Below are 18,087 nucleotides of genomic sequence, written 5' to 3'. Positions count from 1 at the left end.
TACTCAACCATCTTCCTCTTCGTCTTCCGCGTTGGAGTACTTTTCCTCCTACTCCTGTTGACGATTTCTTTTGCTTCAATTCCTCCTAATTGTAAAAAACCTACACCTGTCAGGGGTTGGGGGTGGGGTTGAAATCTACCTCATCCAACCGAGAACCGCTATATTGCGAGTGCAACAATGTGGCAACACCCTAATTTTTAACAACTTTTAAAGTTTGCAAACTTGGATCTGCACATCCACTGATTATCCCGCCCATTGCTTGAATTTGTTGCAGATATGATAAAGCTGCTTTAGTAATTAATTCTCCTGGCATTAAAACCGGGATTCCGGGAGGATAGGGACAGACAATTTCGGCACAAATGCGATCGCTTGTTTGTTCTATTGGTAAAGTTTCACTAGGTGCAGAAAACGCTGTCCGGGGAGATACCTGCACAGTATACTCAGCAAAATTCTGCTCAAGTGGAGTTTTGATACCAACTTTGTGACGGTGATACTTTTCGGCAAGAATTTGACAAGCCTGAATTAATTGCTCAATATCGTTGATAGTGTTTCCCAAACTAATAATAAAAGTCAAATTATGTAAGGAAGCAAATTCCGCAGTTACACCCAACTTTTCATCTAAAATTTCCTCCGCCTCAAACCCAGTTAAATCTAATTTACTGACGTTAATTGTTAACCGAGTTCTATCTAATTCTCGAAAGCCGGGTGATAGTTTTGGCGACAAAATTGATAAACCAAGAATTTGACTGATTTTGTTCCTGGCTATATCTGCAAGTTGCAAAGTCCGCGACATTAGTTGTTCACCATTCAGCGCCATTTGTTGACGTGCGGCATCCAACGAAGCTAAAAGTATGTAACTCGGACTGGTAGACTGGACTAGTTGCAAAGCTTTACTAATGCGATCGCTATCAATTCTCTGTCCTTGAATATGCAGCATCGATGCTTGTGTCATCGCACCGAGAACTTTATGAATTGACTGCACAGTTAAATCTGCACCTGCGGCTAAAGCTGGGGTAGGTAATTCAGCATGAAAAGCGAAATGTGCGCCGTGGGCTTCATCGACCAACAAAGGAATATTATATTGATGGGTGATATTGGCGATCGCAGCTAAATCTCCACAAACACCATAATATGTGGGAGACACTATCAACACTGCTTTGGCATCGGGATGCTGTTGTAAGGTAGTTGCGACAGCTTCAGGCGTAATACTGTGGGCGATATCAAAAACTGAGTCATATTCAGGATTGATAAAAATTGGCATCGCACCAGAAAGAATTAAACCCGCGATCGCAGAAGAATGCACATTGCGCGGCAGAATAATTTTATCCCCTGTACCGCAGGTTGCCAGAATTGCTGCCTCAATGCCACAAGTAGAACCATTGACAAGAAACCATGTTTGTGTACCACCAAACGCTGCTGCTGCTAATGCTTGGGCGGCTTGAATTACACCTTGGGAAGAAAACAAACTATCTAACTCAGATAATTCGGTTAAATCTGCCCGAAATAACTTTTCACCCAGTAAATCAGCCAATAATGGCGATATTCCTTGACCCCGCTTATGTCCAGGAGTGTAAAACGGCGCGTGAGGCTTAATTGTACAAGCTTTGAGCGCATCTAATAAAGGTGCTTCCTTTTGATTGAGCATTAATCTAGCGGTTCCTACTGACTAAACTTTCACACTTCACACTTTTAATATCTTCTTAATCTCCGCTTGATTGTCGGTTGATAAGTTCATCGCATTTATACGGCAAATTCATTAAGGGTGGATATGGATTTTATCAATTGCGATCGCCTCTTATCAAATCGTTATAAACGGCGGAGTGTTTTACTGGGTGCAGGATTTTTTACAGGTTTAGCATTAACCAGCCAATGGCAACCAGCATTAGCAACATCAAGATTTTCTAGCTATCCCTTTACCTTGGGTGTAGCGTCTGGCGACCCGTTACCAGATAGTGTGGTGTTATGGACAAGGTTAGCACCCGACCCCTTAAATGGCGGTGGAATGCCACCAAGAAACGTGGTGGTACATTGGGAAGTCGCCCTAGACGAGAATATGCGAAAAGTTGTCCGACGTGGTAAAACTTTAGCGATCGCAGATTTAGCCCATTCAGTACACGTTGATGTTCAAGGCTTAGAATCTAACCGTTGGTATTGGTATCAGTTCCGCGTCGGGAATGAACTTAGCCCCATCGGTCGGACTCGCACAGCACCAGCATTTCATAGTTACATCAAACAACTAAACTACGCCTTTGTTTCTTGCCAAGATTGGCAAAATGGCTTTTACACCGCCTACCGCCATCTAGCGGAAGAAGATATTGAGCTGGTTGTACATTTAGGTGACTACATTTACGAGTACGGGCCAGAAACAGGCGGGCCGCGTCAGCATAATAGCCCAGAAATTATGACTCTGACAGAATACCGTAACCGTCACGCACTTTATAAAACCGACCCAAATTTGCAAGCGGTTCATGCAGCCTTTCCGTGGATAGTCACCTGGGATGACCACGAAGTAGAAAATAACTACGCCAACTTAATTTCCGAAGATAACGTTAACCCAGAAGCCTTTGCTCAACGTCGCGCCAACGCCTACAAAGCATATTACGAACACATGCCATTGCGTTTGTCTTCATTTCCTAATGGTGCGAATCTCCAACTTTATCGGCGCTTGAGTTATGGCAACTTAGCCCAGTTCCACGTTTTAGATACTCGTCAATACCGCACAGACCAACCTTGTAATGATGGACTCAAACCTCGGTGTGTGCAAGCCTTTGATGAGAATGCCACAATGACAGGTTCACAGCAAGAACGCTGGCTATTCAACGGCTTAGACCAATCCCGCGCCCGTTGGAATATTATTGCCCAGCAGACAATGTTTGCTCAATTTGATTTTGACCCTCGCCCAGAGATTGGGGTGTTCAATGTAGACCAATGGGATGGTTATGTAGCTGCACGTAATCGAATTGTGAACTATCTCAACTATCGCCGACCTTCTAACCCTGTAGTAATTACAGGCGATATCCATTCCAGTTGGGTACACGACATCAAACTTGATTTTAATAATCCTGCTTCCGTAACTGTGGCGACTGAGTTCGTTGGTACTTCCATCACCTCAGACTTCCCCACCTCATTCATTGCGCCAGTGCAAGCTGCGTTGAGAAGTAATCCCCATACCAAGTTTTTCGACGGTGCATTCCGGGGTTACGTCCGTTGCCAAGTTACTCCTAAACAATGGCAAAGTGATTATCGGGCAGTTTCTAGCATTGTTGACCCCAATGCTTCTATCAGCACCCTAGCTTCCTTCGTTGTCCAAGATGGGCAACCAGGAGCATATCGACAAGCTTAATTCTGGCGATACTGCTAATAACCAGATCGTTGTAGGTGGTATTTGCCCACCTACACTTTTTGCGTAATTTCATAGAAATAAATCTGAAGTTTTGTTAACCAATGCGTAATTCTTCGGAGTGACTCTGAAGTTATAAATAGAGTGAAAAAGTTCACACCTCAAACTTGTGACTTGTAACTCAGCAATGCTAAACAGCTAAATTCATTTGTCTACTAAATTAAAAGAGAAACCAAAATCTATGCAATCCCAAGAAACAGAAACAACAGTTATGGATTCGCAAGTATTACCAGAGTTATACGCTGATTTATCTAAAGAAATATACAGTAATCTAAATCATGATAAACTAGTTCAAATATTAGAAAAGTATGGTCTGTCAGAGCTAGAATCATTTCAATTACAGTTCTTAATCGACCTAAGTCAAGTTAAGCCTAGCGAAGAAAATCAAGGACTTTTGCCTAGTATTACCCCGCCAAAGGTTAAATTAAAGTGTTATTACCAGAATGGACAATGGTATGACTGTGGTTTTCCCTAAAAATACACTGCATCTTGCTCATACAAAGCAAAAAAGCAGATTGAGAAACATTTTTCTGTAGTAAGTATTAAGATGAAGTAATCTTCTTTTAATATTACTAATAAGTTACGACAACAAAATAAAAATTTTCTCAATCAAAAAAGCGGTGTTGTCCTTATTAAGGATAACACCGCTTTTTTTTCATAAATTTAGTACTATTTGATAAAACTCTTTTCTCTACAAATAAAGTTGCAGAATAGCAGTAAAAATAAACATTGACAAACATCATAAAAAACGAATTTTGTCAATTCTTCAACAGGTCATTGCATTTTAAAAGTACAATCACAATTGTTCAGTGAGTTGTGTGGAGATATGAGCAATCTTCATTGGTGGTCAAGAATTTTAGGCAGTGCAATAGGTAGTGTTATAGCTTTTTCTGCTAACTCAACTTCTGCCCAAATCATGCAGGATGGGACATTACCCACCAATTCTCAAGTTACAACCCAGAACAATACTACAACAATTACAGGGGGTACTCGCGTCGGTGATAACCTCTTCCATAGTTTTTTGAATTTTTCTGTCCCTGCTAACACTACAGCTAGTTTTCAAAATACTGCTGGTATTCAAAACATTATCAGCCGCGTAACAGGGAATTCTATTTCTGAAATAGATGGTACTCTCCAGGCTGGAGGTACAGCTAACCTGTTTTTGATTAACCCCAACGGAATTGTGTTTGGGCCTCAAGCTACATTAAATATTGGCGGTTCTTTTCTGGCAAGTACAGCTAGTAGGATTAACTTTGCTGATGGCAAGACATTTAGTGCCACAGATACACAAGTTTCATCTCTATTATCTGTCAGTATTCCCATTGGTTTACAATTCACAGCGATCGCAGCTCCTATCCGCAATCTATCTCAAGCAAGTCCCAATGGTGCAACTAATGTGATTGATCAACCTGTTGGCTTACAGGTGCAGTCAGGTAAAACATTAGCACTAGTGGGTGGTGATTTATTCTTAGATGGAGGAAATATAACAGCGAAGTCGGGAAATATTGAATTAGGAAGTGTTGTGCCTAATAGTCTAGTTACTCTAAAACCTATAAGCCAGGGTTGGGTATTGGGATATGAAAATGTCAATAATTTTCAAAATATTCGACTAGCTCAACGAGTAGTTGGTAGCACGGCGGTAGGTTCTGTCCTAGATGCTAGTGGTGTAGATGGTGGTGGCAGAATTACAGTACAAGGTAACATTGTCGAACTAATTAGCCGCCATGCAATTGTTACAAGTCAAACTCTAGGTATGAGAGACGGCCAAGACTTAACAATTAACGCTAAGAACTTAATTCTTCGGGATGGCGCACAAATTCGTGTTTCTACTTTCAACAAGGGAGATGGGGGAAATTTGAATGTCAATGCTTCTGATTCAGTGGAGTTAATTGGTGGGATTTTTGAGCCAGTTATGAATCGTTCTATAGCCACTGCATTGGTGAGTGATACTGTTGGTGATGGTCATGCAGGTGATATTACAGTTAACACTAGTAGATTGCGCCTAAAAAATGGTGCAGCAATTTCAGCTGGCTCTTCTGGTAATTTAAATTCTTCAACTTCGACCTTCATACCAGCTAGAGGTAACGGAGGAAATATCACAATAAATGCTTCTGATTCCGTGGAGATAACTGGTATCTTAGCCGTAGGTTTTCCTAGCAATTTGTCTGCCAGAACTAGAGGCCCTGGAGCCGCAGGTACAGTGGCAGTTAATACAGCAAAATTATTGATAAGAGATGGCGCTATAGCTGTTACTAGTCAAATTCCAAGACTTCCACCTAATACTAAATATCAAGGAAATGTCAATGAATTAGGTACAGCAGGTGAAATAAATGTAAATGCTGGCTCTATTCTGCTGGATGAGAAAGGACAAATCACCTCTAATAGTCAAGGTGGTGGAGGTGGGGATATTACGTTGCAGGTGCAAGATGTATTATTATTACGCCGCAATAGTCAAATTTCCACTAATGCAGGTACAGCCAACGCACCCGGAAATGGTGGCAATATTACAATCAATGCGCCTAATGGTTTTATCGTCGCTACTCCCCAAGGTAATAATGACATTACAGCCAATGCTTTTTCTGGTGCTGGTGGTCGGATTATTATCAATGCCAATAATATATTTGGATTTGTGCCACGCACTCGCGCTGACTTAGTACAACTCTTAGGTACTGAAGATTCTCGACAACTAAACCCAAACCGACTCCCTACCAGCGATATTACCGCCTTTTCCCAACAAAACCCTTCATTAAACGGTACTGTTCAAATTAACACACCCGATGTTGACCCCAGTCGCGGTTTACTCGAACTCCCCGCAGAACCTTTTGATGCTTCGCGGCAAATTGCCACATATTGTAAACCAGGAGGTAAATTCAAAAGAGGTTCTTTGATTGCTACAGGTAAGGGCGGAATTGCACCCAGTCCTACAGACCCCTTAATGGATGATTCAGTTTTAGTAAATTGGATTACTCTTGATGGTGAAAGTGAAAATAGTGTTAGTCATTTACCCCATCATGTAAGCAGGCAAAAATTAGATTCTGTAACTCAAGAAACTCAAATTGTCCCCGCCCAAGGCTGGGTACAAGATGGTAAAGGTAATGTGACTTTAGTTTCTCAAGCACCAACTGTGACACCCCATAGTCCATTACTTAATCCTGTGTCTTGTGCTGCTAATTTGTAATTATTGGAGTGTGTTGTGTCAAAGCTTAATGCACAGAAAAAAATGGTGTGTTACGGCTAATTCTCACTGTCTTAAGTGCTGAATCTTTACATAGCTGTAATACACCCTTATATGTAGCAGTCCTAGTTGATATGTAAACAACAAAGACAAGGGAGAGAGATGTTTATTCTGAGTTCTAAACCAATGTTTCTAAGATAAAGAATCTAAATCAAGGGCTTGCATTCCTTGAGTTTTGGCAAAAGTGAGCATACTGCTTAATTGCAACCATACTAATAAGCCAGTCAACAAACTCATTGGTAAACCAACTCCCAAGGCCAGAATAGGAGGAAAGCCAAAGATGGCTAAACCTGAATAGAGAAAAAGGCTAATACCAAAAGTAATACCGATAAATGGTACTAATAATTGTTGGGAATAAACATTAGATTTGGATTTTTCTGTACTATTTGTTTGCCATTTCTGCACAATAGTTTTAAGCGTGCCAGATAACCCAATACCAGAAGTTACAGCGATAAATAAGCCAATAGCTAGGAGAAAATAAGGTGGTTGTTCTGGGAAGTAGTACATGGAAACTCCGAATTATATTAAAAGGTCAGAAAATTTACTGTTTGTAATAATGCGCTATCAAAATGATAGGAGGTAATTTTACCTCCTGTTATCAGATGGGAGTTTGCAGGTTTTAGTGTGTGATACCTGATGCCGAATCTCCTAAATTAACAAAGGCGGTAGCTCTTGGTAAAATAGCGGCTACTCCTTCTCTAGAAAATTCAGTTAATAAGCGAATTGCGACATCTATTAAACGATTGGGTTTGATGTCATCTTTGACTAAATCCCACAAGCGTTGTACTTCTTCTGTATGCAGACGGTCATCTTCTGTGAGGGCTAAGACTAATTGTCGTCGCAGAAATTTACCTTCTTCTGATAACAGAAATTGCAGTCCCATTTGGGCTGTCGGTAATACATCAAAGTTACCATCTGTGCGGGCGATCGCAATTAAGTTTTCTAATCGCTGCCACTGGAATTTACCATCTTTAAACAGCACGTTCAGCAACCGTCGGCGCAATTGGGGAGACTCGCCAGTAAGTAAGCGCCGCGCAATGTAAGGATAACCAACCTCAACAATTTTAAAATTAGGGTTGAGGCTGAGGGCAATTCCTTCTTGGGTGACTAATGACCGAATAATTAACGCAAACTTAGCCGGAACTCGAAAGGGATATTCATACATTAATTCCGAAAATTCATCGGTAATGGTTTTGAAGTTAAAATCCCCAACGTTCTTACCAATTGCATCGCCTAACACAGCTTCTAATGCTGGTACAATTGGTTCGATATTTGTGTCGGCAGTCAAAAAACCCAAGTTGACAAAATCTGTGGCTAAATCGAGATAGTCTTTGTTGACCAAATGTACTAAAGCATCAACTAAATTTTCTTTGCTGGTTTCTTCTAACTGATCCATCATACCGAAGTCGATGTAAGCCATACGACCGTCGGGCATAGCAAATAAGTTACCAGGATGGGGGTCAGCGTGGAAAAAGCCAAACTCTAGCAGTTGACGCAACCCACAAGTGACAGCAATTTGGATAATGTTTTCAGGATCTAACCCAGCAGCGCGGATACTTTTTGTATCTGTTAGCTTCAAGCCGTTGATCCATTCTAGGGTTAATACCCGACTGCTAGTGTAACGCCAGTAAATTGCCGGGACTTTTACCTGGGGGTCGTTGCGGAAGTTGTTGGCAAATTTTTCGGCGTTTCGACTTTCGTTGATGTAGTCAATTTCTTCAAATAATTTTGTCCCGAACTCGTCCACAATTAAGGTCAAATCGTGACCGAGATTTAGGGGTAGCCAAGGTGCAAGCCAACTCGCAGCCCAGCGCATTAAATAAAGGTCTAAGGTGAGAGTTGGTCGGAGGTTGGGGCGTTGTACTTTGACTGCGACTTCTTCACCACTAATCAACCGCCCACGATAAACTTGACCTAAACTTGCCGCCGCTACAGGTTTTGGTGATAATTCGCTGTAAACGGCTGATATTGGGCAATCAAGTTCTTTTTCGATAATTGCATAAGCGATCGCATTATCAAAAGCTGGCAGTTGGTCTTGTAATTTTACCAACTCTTCTAAGAAATCTTTGCGAATCAGGTCAGGCCGGGTGGAGAGGGCTTGACCGACTTTAATGAAGGTGGGGCCTAGGCTTGTGAGTAGTTGACGCAACTGGGTAGCTCGCTTTCCCCGATTTTGCTCTACTTGATTTTGCCATTCATCCCACTTTAGACTCAAAATGAATCCAGCAAAAGACCAAATAATTCTCAGCAAGCGTCCCCATGCTAACCAGGGGCGGTAACGATAGTGACGAGCGATCGCTTCTGGATTGTACCGCTTTAGCTGAGCAGGTTGATACTGACCCACGCTTTTGTTTGCCTCTTCAACTGGGAAATCTACACTGTTGTTTTTTGGCATCCCAAAATACAAGCTGATTGCTCGTTAGGATAACCTTAGCTTTTTATAAAAAACTATTAAACTTTACCTTTTTTCGGGTACACACGCAGCCATAAAAGCTTACCGTGCTTGCCTCTTTTTTTTATCTTTTTCTTAATTATACTTTATAAAAGTACAAATAATCCGCGAAAATCGGTCAAAAACTAATCCGCAATGGTTAAAGAATTATTAAGAAGCCAGCTTTTCACGCGACACCCACCTAAACACAAAGTGGGTATCGCGTTTGCTGATTAAACCTCAGCAGTTTCCTTTTGAGAATCTAGCCACTGTTGATAAGCTACTTCATCTCCCCCAAAAGAATCAGCCGATACTTGGCGTTCTGGCATTGGCTGGAGGGCTGCATTAATAGGGCTATACTTGCAGTAGCAAATCACAACCAGATCAAAATCCATTCCATTGGGGACATCTGGCGTATAAGTTTCAACTCGTGTGACTTCCCAATCACTTTGACGGTAGTGGGTTGATGACTCTGGATAGTGAGAATCAACAAACTGCTCAACTCGAATAAACTCTGGCGGGCGGTAGCCAGGTTCAGGTAGCGCATTATTGGAGCAATCATAATGCTCAAACAGAGTTTTCGTGAGAGAGCCAGTGTGAGCATATTTTCGGTCTTTCCAACCAGGTTGACGCTTTTCAGCACGAAAGACGATCCATTTACGCATTAGTCTTCCTCCTTTTCGCTGTCGTAATAAGATTTTGGAAACTCAATGTTTCCTTCAAACACACAATCGACTTCAAGAACAGGATTACCTGTTGGTTCCACATCAACTAATTGCCATCCATATTTCTCTGCCATTTCCTCACAGCAATCTACATCGGCTGCTGCATGGCGTGATTTGTTTTCGTCTTCGTCGTATCTGGGTTTTGGCATACTATTAAGTTGCTCCTAGTTCGCTGTACTCGGACTTGGGAGAAGTCGTCTCGGTAGAGTGTGGCTGCACTCGCTGAGGCGCATTCTATCTTTAGGTTATACAGATGGTGGCTATACAATGAGTAATTAGCCTGAATTTTTATATTTCAGTTTTTAACAAGCTTAGTTTTAAGATTTTCAACCAAGATAGGCGTTTTTTGATTTGCTGATGTTATTTTTAAAACTAAAAATTTCACTTTCGGGAATATTTGCATCGCAATCTCACACGAAAAATGCGATCGCATAGCGTGATTAATTTCAGTAATGCGATCGCAGTTGTTAGATAAATGACTTCTACTTAGATTTCGCCTCTAAGTTTTCTAAGCGGCTTTTGAGTTCTTGGTTTTGTTTTTTAACTTGGTCGAGTTCTTCGCGCAATTGACGCAGGGCGGTTTCTGTACCGATATGTTTTTGGACATTGGCAATTTCTTCATCAGCATAGCGACGCACGCGACCATCGGGGGTTTGTTCGGAAAGCGATCGCAAAATGTCAATTGCTTTGGGTGTTTCCATTTTACCCAAGGCTGTAACTACTGCTACTTGGGTTAAGAAGAAGGTTTCTTTAGCGAGTTCAGCTAATCTATCTAAAATCCGTTCTAAGTTAACTGGTGTTTGACCAACGGAAATTCTACCTAAAGCCCGAATTGTGGCTAATCGCAAGGCTTGGGGAACTCCTTGTTTGGTGTATTCCAGCAACAGATTTAAAGCGGCTTCGGAAGTTTTGAGTTCTGCTAAACCGTTAACTGCACCACTGCGGACTACTTCATTCCAACCAGCTTTTTCTTCTAAAACTGATTTCAGTAGTTTGATGACTTTTTCTTCCTTGGGCTTTTCATCCAGATTAGCAGCTGCGATCGCGCCAATGGCTGTAGCGGCGGCGGCTTCTACATAATAACTGCGATCGCCTTCTTGCACTATCTCTTTCACAGCCTTATAACTATCATGGGTTTTGATGGTTGCCAGTGCATTCACAACCGCACGCCGCACATAAGGACTTTTATCTTTTAATCCCACCACTAAACCATCAAAGGCTTGATCTAACTTGACTTCTGCTAGTTGTTTGGCAACTTCCACCCGCACACCCCAAAATAGTTCTTTTGTCAATGCTTTAGATAATGCTTTGGTTGCTTCCAAACCGCCTTTTTTCGCTAAAGCTGTCGCTGCATAAATGCGGGAAATTGGGTCTGGGTCAGATTCTAACTGCGCTTTTAATTCAGGAAGGGGATATTCCAAAGTGACAGTTTTTAAGAAATGATTGCCGACATCAAAGCTAATAAAATCTGGCTTGGCTGACAGTGGGAAGTAGAAGCTTTGTTCTGCTTCATTTACCCGGACAGTAAAAGTCGTCAGTTGTGCTGCTTCTTCCTTCTGCACAAAGCCGAAACCGATGGGGATTTTTAAGTCAAATAAATTTTTACTGCTATTTTTATCAGCTTGAGTTTGGGTAACTGTGACCTTGGCTAAATTTGCATCACCATCCCAAGAGTAAGCCACTTTAAAATCAGGATGACCGCCACGATAAACATATTGGTCGAATAAGAAGGCTAAATTTCTCCCTGTGGCTTTATCAATGGCGCGGAGTAAGTCTACTGTTTCAACGGTTTTATGGGCATTATCCTGCACAAATGTTTGAATGGCGTGCCAGAATAATTCTTCACCCAATTCCGCCCGAATCATGTGATAAACACAAGAACCTTTTTCGTAGATGTGGCGGTCATAAAGTTCAATGGCTTCGCGGTAAACATGAGTTACCATTGGGCGGCGGTAACGGCTGCGATCTTCGCTTAAATAACTCCGCGCTTCTATTAACCGATAGTATGCAGCTTCTTCAGCACTATATTCATGTTCTGTCCACATCACTTCGGAGTAAGAAGCCATACCTTCTTTAATCCAAGCATGAGACCAATGCTTAATTACTAGCAAATCACCAAACCACTGATGCGCCAGTTCATGAACAACTAGACTTTCGGTGTTGCGGTTATCTAAAGCGGCGCGTTCATCTAAAAGACAACGGTCTGTTAATAAGGTGGTGGAAGTATTTTCCATCCCCCCAAAGATAAAGTCATCAACGCAAACTTGGGCATATTTGGGAAAAGGATATGGATAACCATACTTTTCACTCAAAAATTCGACCATGCGGGGAGTTTTGCCCATGCTGCGTTTAGCATCTGCTTCCCGGCCTTTTTCCACGTAGTAAGTAACTGGTTTACCTTGCCATTCATCTCGAATTTCAGCAAAGTCAGCCACAGCGAGAGTCATTAAATATGTAGGATGAACTTGCTGTTGTGACCAATGATAAATTTTTTCGGAACCTTCTTCGATGGTTTCGATTAATTCACCGTTAGAAATTGCTACTAATGCTTTGGGAACCCGCACACGAATTTCAGATGTGGAGAGTTGTCCGGGATAGTCAAAACAGGGAAACCAAAAGCGCGAGTCTTCGTCTTCTCCCTGAGTCCAGACTTGAGTGGGTTTGTGGGGATAGTGTTTGTCTGGTTGGATAAAGTATATACCGCGTTGGGGTTTTTCGGCGGAGTAGGCGATCGCAATTAAAATTCTTTTCCCTTGTTCTGTTGGTTGGTCAAGCTTAATAGAAAGCTGTTCACCGTCGTAGTCAAACTTTTGCGCCACCTCATCTACTTGTACAGACTGGATATTTAAGTTGACTGCATCCAGTACTAAACGGTCAATTCCACTGCGAATCGGTAATAGGCGAATACTACAGCTACCGTGATAACTTTGCTTGGGGATATCTAAGTGCAGGTCAAGAAAAATATGCTCTACCTGTCCAGGGCGATCTGGATTATAGTGTGGTCTGGCTCCCGGTAACTCAAAAGATTTGCGTCCGTTATTTTCTGTATCAAAATAGGAATGCGACATTGATGCTGAATGACCCTTTAATCTTAAAAAATCTAAGTAAATTTACGAGAATCATACTATTTGTGATGTTTACTCATCCAAATAGCGGATAGAAAATATGCCATCTTTGCAATTTTGGGGAGATTCCCATGAACCTTTCTCTGCTGCTGAGGGGATATTTTTGTTATTTTTCCTTGAGTCCTAAGACTCGGCAAATTTGCTGATGAGATTAGGATAGCTTGCAAATTTACCACAGGCTATCTCTCAAGATGAATAACCTGGCATTTACGGATTTTGCTTTGCTCTCATTGAAGTATTTCTTTGGTGTTCTTTTTACTGCTTGTGTGTAGATTTACTAATTTTAACAGTGTACCCCGCAGAAATCGTGAAGTTTATCAATAATTCCGAGAACTCAACAATGACGTTTTTAGTACCCTCGGTAAAAATCTGAGGAAAATGAGGACAGTAACAATGCCTGAAAGTAAATTAAAGTTTGTAATACCTGCAATTGGCGCAGTTGTCGCTGTAGCAGGAGGTGTAGCAGTCTATACCTATTTGTTCAAAGGTCCATCTGGAGATATTTCTGGGGCTATTGGTAGTGCTAAATTAGTTCCCGAATCAGCCCTGATGACTACTTATATTTCTACTGATGACCAAGTTTGGGCAAAATTACAGCAGTTTGGTACACCAGAAGCCCAAAAATTACTGGTAAAAAGTTTAGAAGACTTCAATAAAAATACTTTTAAAGGCAGTGATATTTCTTACGAAAAAGATATTAAACCTTGGATTAGTGGCGTGATGATTGCTGTTTTACCACCAAGTAAAACCCAACCTGCCCAGTTACAAATTCCCACCAATCGAGCCAATCCACCATTAAAAGTACAACAAAGTACAAACATGCTGATGGTGATTGGGATCAAAGATAAATTAACTGCTTTGAATTTTGCCAATAAATTAAAAAATCAAAAAGGAGTGAAAAGTCGAGAAATTGACTATAAAGGTGAAAAAATTACAGAAACTATTGAGGAAAAGGGTAGACCAACATATAGTGTAGTTGTTAATAATAGTCATTTAATTTTAGCCCCTGACAAACAAGCTGTAGAAAAAGCAATTGATACCTATAAAGGTCAACCTTCTTTTGCTAGTAAGGAAGGTGCTAATAGTTTACTCAGCCAAAATGTAAATCTGCAAAATACTCTCGTGCAAGTTTATGTCCCAGACTATTCTGGGATGGTAGAACAATTAGCAACAGCCAGCGCCCAAAGTAAAACTTTGCCGCCCCAAACCTTGTCACAGTTGAAGCAGGTAAAATCAATGGTGGCTGGTGTGGGTGTAGATGATCAGGGCGTGCGGGTAAAAGCGATCGCTAATTTAGATCCACAACTCAGCAAATTCCAGTATCAAAACACACCAGCTAAGATATTAACGCTATTTCCTGGCGATACCTTTGCATTAATTAGTGGTAACGGTATCAGTCGTGGTTGGCAAACATTCACAGAACAGTCAAAAGATTATCCCGAAGTTCAACAAACACTCCAACAAATCCGCACTCAGCTAAAATCTGCCGAGATTGACTTAGATAAAGAAATTTTTGGCTGGATGGATGGTGAATTTGGGATTGGTGCAGTTCCATCTAATCAAGGTGTGTTAGCAAGTGTGGGTTTTGGTGGTGCGCTGGTGTTTGATACAAGCGATCGCAAAACCGCAGAAGCCACCTTCAAAAAACTTGACAACCTAGCCAAAGCCCAAAGAATTAACATCGCCACCCGCAACATCGGCGGTAAAGATGTCACAGAATGGCAAATACCCAGACAAGGCGCATTATTATCTCATGGTTGGTTAGACCAAGATACTGTCTTTTTAGCACTTGGCGGCCCTGTGGCTGATGCCTTAGCTGCTGCTAAAAGTCCATCCCTCGCCCAAAGCGATACCTTTAAAAATGTCACAGGTTCATTGCAACAACCCAACGGTGGTTATTTCTATGTAGATATGGATAAAACTGTGACTTTAGTTAACCGCTTTGCAGGCCAAGCCGCACCAATTTCACCCGATGTCAATGCCATTTTAAGTTCTATTCGTGGTTTTGCCGCCACCGCCACTAGTCCAGATAAGTCCACCAGTCAGCTAGAAGTTTTGTTAGCACTGAAGCCGAGTCAGAAGTAGAGAGTAGGGATTGGGTGTTAGAGCAGAATCAAGTCAAAAATTCTCTGACTTTTGAATTTTGACTTCCCCTTTAGGATGCAGGGAAAGATTACTAATTTGTAAATAATGCTCGTTTTTATTCTTTCCCTTATACCCCTACCCCCTTACACTCTTACACCCACTCACAACTCCCTACTCCCTACTCCCTACTTAACTACTGTTTCACCGGAATTTGAATTTTAAACTCAGTTCCTTCACCGGGAGTAGAGACACAATCTAACTTGCCGTGATGCTTTTCGGTGATGATTTGATAACTAATTGCCATACCCATTCCTGTACCTTTACCCACAGGTTTAGTTGTAAAGAAAGGGTCAAAAATGCGATGTTTGACTTGTTCAGGCATTCCAGGGCCATTATCTGCGATCGCAATTTCGATCCATTGATTATCAAAGGCTGAGGTACGAATAGTAATTTGTGGTTTTTCTGTTGTGGGGTTTTGACTATTCACGAATGACTCTTCCAAAGCATCCATCGCATTTACTAATATATTCATTAAAACTTGATTTAGTTGTCCAGCGAAGCATTCAACCAAGGGTAAATTACCATAGTCACGAATAACTTCAACTCCTGGATAGTCTGGTTTTTCTTTAAGACGGTATTGCAAAATTAATAATGTACTTTCAATACCTTCATGAATATCAACTGTTTTAAAATCAGCTTCATCCATACGGGAAAAGTTTCGCAGCGATAAGACAATATTCCGAATTCTTTCAGTTCCCATTTTCATAGAAGGCAAAATCTTATCTAAATCTGCAATCATAAAATCTAAATCAATTTCTTCAGCTAATGCTTGGATTTCTGGGTCTTCATCAAGATAGCGTTCTTGGTAAAGATGAAGTATGTTTACTAGACTTTGAATGTAGTCGCTCAGGTGAGTAATGTTACCGTGAATAAAATTGACAGGATTATTAATTTCATGGGCAACTCCTGCTACTAGTTGACCAAGACTTGACATTTTTTCATTTTGAATAACTTGTGCCTGAGTGCGTTTTAATTCGCTTAATGTTGTTTTCAGTTCAGCAGTACGTTCTTCTACTCGGTCTTCTAATTCTGCCTTACTCGCTTCTAAAGCACTAAAAGATTGACGCAGTTGTTCAGCCATGTAATTAAAAGACTGAGCTAATGTATTGAGTTCTTCTATTTTGCTAATATTTAAAGTTTGTTCTAAATCACCTGATGCCATTGCCTGACTAGCGCGATTGATTCGCAAAATTGGTTGAATGACCCAACCGGAAGTCAAATAACCAATAAGAGTTGCCACTATTAATGCAGCTAAACAGAGAAGAACTGTAATTTGAGTGTTCGTAATAATCTTAGCCATAAAAGCTTTTTCTGGCACACTCATAACTACTAACCAATCTAGTCCATATTGATCACGCCAAGGTGTGACATATACAAACTTTGTCTCTTTTGGCAGTTGCAATTGAAATTTTTTTTGTTCAGTAATTGACTGAAAGCCATTAAATTTATTTTCAATATATTTAGCAATATTTTTAATTACTGGATCTTTGCTTTCTGTAGCTTTGATGCGCTGGACTTCATTCTTAACTATTACAAAAGTATCTTGCTTAGTAGAACTGGCAATTAACATACCATTGCGTTCGACAATAAACACCTGTCCAAAATTGCTAATATCTAAACGCCGCAAAAATTCACTTAACTTTAACAAATGAATGTCTGCACCAACTATTCCCAATAATCGCTGATTTGCGTCATAAATGGGACGACCAGCACCAGCAGTTATATAAGCACCAGTAGGAGAATTCCAGGTGTAAATGCGCGACCAAATTGGTTTACCAGCTTTGATGGGTTCGGTATACCAACTTTCTTTAAAGTTATTGTATTCAAAAGGATAATTGATGCGGAGGCGATCGCCACGGGAATCAGTGGTGTAGTTACGTCCATTGTTGGGTAATTTCCCATTCCAATCATCAATAGTAACTGTTTTACCATCGTAGCGAGCGGCTCCCACTCCCTCGCCTGTGGTTAATCCCATACCAATGTAAGTCAGGTCATAGGCCTGCATTTCCTTCCAGAAATACTTACTAATTGTTTTGCGATCGCGCACATCTAACAATCCCATTGCGATCGCATCTGCATTAATCTGGTTTACCTGGTGGGGAATAGATAAATAAGCATCTAAATGCTGCTGCACTATACTATTCGTCCGATTCATTAACTGATCTGCTAAGTCATTAACTGCTTGTCGTCCATTTTTAAATGACAAGTAACCGACTAAACCCACCGCACCAAATATTTGTAAGGCAAAAGGAATAATCAACACTAGTTGTAATGGAAAAGCTTTAACTTTGCGAGAGTCAGTCTTATTCATTCAATTTCTTTCTTCCAACCCTGGATGGAGGCAAATTTATACTTTGTGACATAGTATTCCCACAGGCAACGGCTAACTCAACATTTAGAGGAAAAAATTAATTTTTGTAAATTACGGATGAGTTGATGTAGCATCTTCCAGAATCATCTAGGACGGTTATTCCCACCGGAAATTATCAACAGGATTTGTCAGAATGAAAAGTAATTTGAGGGCTAAAAAATGAAATTTTCCATTGACTCTGTGTACAACTGGTATCGTAATTTAATTCGTAATCCTAAGTATCGCTGGTGGGTAATTTTAGGAACACTAGTTTATTTCATCAGCCCTATTGATATTGTTCCTGATATTTTTCCCATCGTCGGCGAACTTGATGATGTTTTACTGATGACACTATTAGTAACTGAAGTATCTGGGTTAGTCATTGATGGTTGGAAAGCACGTAAAGGTGTAGAGACTACTACTACCAATCCTACCGACAGTTCCAATGATACTGATTCCGCCGCAAAAACAGTTGATGTTGATGCTGTGTCGGTTAAATAGGTTTTTACAAATCAATAAATCCTCTGTTTGGTTGAAAAAACAGAGGATATTTTTTTACCCCATATCCCAATACGGTTCAGTTAAGAGAATAGTAGGTTGGGTGTAGCGATAGCGTAACCCAACAAAGTATGCGTGAATGTTGGGTTCCGTTCCTCCACCCAACCTACACAAATCT

Annotated in this window: 12 protein-coding genes; 5 read left to right on the top strand and 7 right to left on the bottom strand. The window is 40.9% G+C overall.

Annotated elements, in window-relative coordinates:
* Positions 1 to 190: 190 nt before the first annotated feature.
* Positions 191 to 1,645 carry an aminotransferase class I/II-fold pyridoxal phosphate-dependent enzyme gene (locus tag H6G74_RS28315; protein ID WP_190970908.1) on the bottom strand — a complete coding sequence of 485 codons (1,455 nt, stop codon included), beginning with the start codon at positions 1,643 to 1,645 and terminating at the stop codon, positions 191 to 193.
* Positions 1,646 to 1,768: 123 nt separating this feature from the next.
* Between H6G74_RS28315 and H6G74_RS28310 the strand changes: the two genes are divergently transcribed.
* The 3 genes from H6G74_RS28310 to H6G74_RS28300 all read left to right on the top strand — a co-directional run bounded on the left by H6G74_RS28310 (position 1,769) and on the right by H6G74_RS28300 (position 6,578).
* The gene (locus H6G74_RS28310) at positions 1,769 to 3,343 is read left to right on the top strand and encodes an alkaline phosphatase D family protein (RefSeq protein ID WP_190970907.1); all 1,575 of its coding nucleotides are present in this window, start codon (positions 1,769 to 1,771) and stop codon (positions 3,341 to 3,343) included.
* Positions 3,344 to 3,581: 238 nt separating this feature from the next.
* Entirely contained in the window at positions 3,582 to 3,875 is a 294-nt protein-coding gene (locus tag H6G74_RS28305) for a hypothetical protein (RefSeq protein WP_190970906.1), read from the top strand.
* Positions 3,876 to 4,226: 351 nt separating this feature from the next.
* Entirely contained in the window at positions 4,227 to 6,578 is a 2,352-nt protein-coding gene (locus H6G74_RS28300) for a two-partner secretion domain-containing protein (RefSeq protein WP_190970905.1), read from the top strand.
* A gap of 189 nt (positions 6,579 to 6,767) precedes the next feature.
* Here the strand turns inward: H6G74_RS28300 and H6G74_RS28295 are convergent, their stop codons facing one another.
* The 5 genes from H6G74_RS28295 to H6G74_RS28275 form a co-directional block, all read right to left on the bottom strand.
* Entirely contained in the window at positions 6,768 to 7,142 is a 375-nt protein-coding gene (locus H6G74_RS28295) for a hypothetical protein (protein WP_190970904.1), read from the bottom strand.
* A 112-nt stretch (positions 7,143 to 7,254) separates the two neighbouring features.
* Positions 7,255 to 8,979, bottom strand: coding sequence for an ABC1 kinase family protein (locus tag H6G74_RS28290; protein WP_190970903.1), 1,725 nt, complete (start codon positions 8,977 to 8,979; stop codon positions 7,255 to 7,257).
* 320 nt (positions 8,980 to 9,299) lie between these two features.
* Positions 9,300 to 9,731, bottom strand: coding sequence for a hypothetical protein (locus tag H6G74_RS28285; protein ID WP_190970902.1), 432 nt, complete (start codon positions 9,729 to 9,731; stop codon positions 9,300 to 9,302).
* Positions 9,731 to 9,940, bottom strand: coding sequence for a hypothetical protein (locus H6G74_RS28280; RefSeq protein WP_190970901.1), 210 nt, complete (start codon positions 9,938 to 9,940; stop codon positions 9,731 to 9,733). The genes H6G74_RS28285 and H6G74_RS28280 overlap by 1 nt, the downstream gene beginning before the upstream one ends.
* A gap of 333 nt (positions 9,941 to 10,273) precedes the next feature.
* Positions 10,274 to 12,859 carry a M1 family metallopeptidase gene (locus H6G74_RS28275; protein WP_190970900.1) on the bottom strand — a complete coding sequence of 862 codons (2,586 nt, stop codon included), beginning with the start codon at positions 12,857 to 12,859 and terminating at the stop codon, positions 10,274 to 10,276.
* Between the two features lie 450 nt (positions 12,860 to 13,309).
* Between H6G74_RS28275 and H6G74_RS28270 the strand changes: the two genes are divergently transcribed.
* Positions 13,310 to 15,001 carry a DUF3352 domain-containing protein gene (locus H6G74_RS28270; RefSeq protein WP_190970899.1) on the top strand — a complete coding sequence of 564 codons (1,692 nt, stop codon included), beginning with the start codon at positions 13,310 to 13,312 and terminating at the stop codon, positions 14,999 to 15,001.
* Between the two features lie 193 nt (positions 15,002 to 15,194).
* On the opposite strand, the gene H6G74_RS28265 is transcribed toward H6G74_RS28270, so the two are convergent.
* On the bottom strand, positions 15,195 to 17,372 hold the full coding sequence (locus H6G74_RS28265) for an ATP-binding protein (protein ID WP_190970898.1): 2,178 nt from the start codon (positions 17,370 to 17,372) through the stop codon (positions 15,195 to 15,197).
* 219 nt (positions 17,373 to 17,591) lie between these two features.
* Between H6G74_RS28265 and H6G74_RS28260 the strand changes: the two genes are divergently transcribed.
* Positions 17,592 to 17,912, top strand: coding sequence for a YkvA family protein (locus H6G74_RS28260; protein ID WP_190970897.1), 321 nt, complete (start codon positions 17,592 to 17,594; stop codon positions 17,910 to 17,912).
* Positions 17,913 to 18,087 lie beyond the last annotated feature (175 nt).

Origin of the sequence: Nostoc spongiaeforme FACHB-130 (genome assembly GCF_014698475.1) — a bacterium.
Lineage (GTDB): Bacteria > Cyanobacteriota > Cyanobacteriia > Cyanobacteriales > Nostocaceae > Nostoc_B > Nostoc_B spongiaeforme.
The sequence above is the reverse complement of the archived record's forward strand: the minus strand, read 5'-3'. Positions and strand labels throughout refer to the sequence as shown.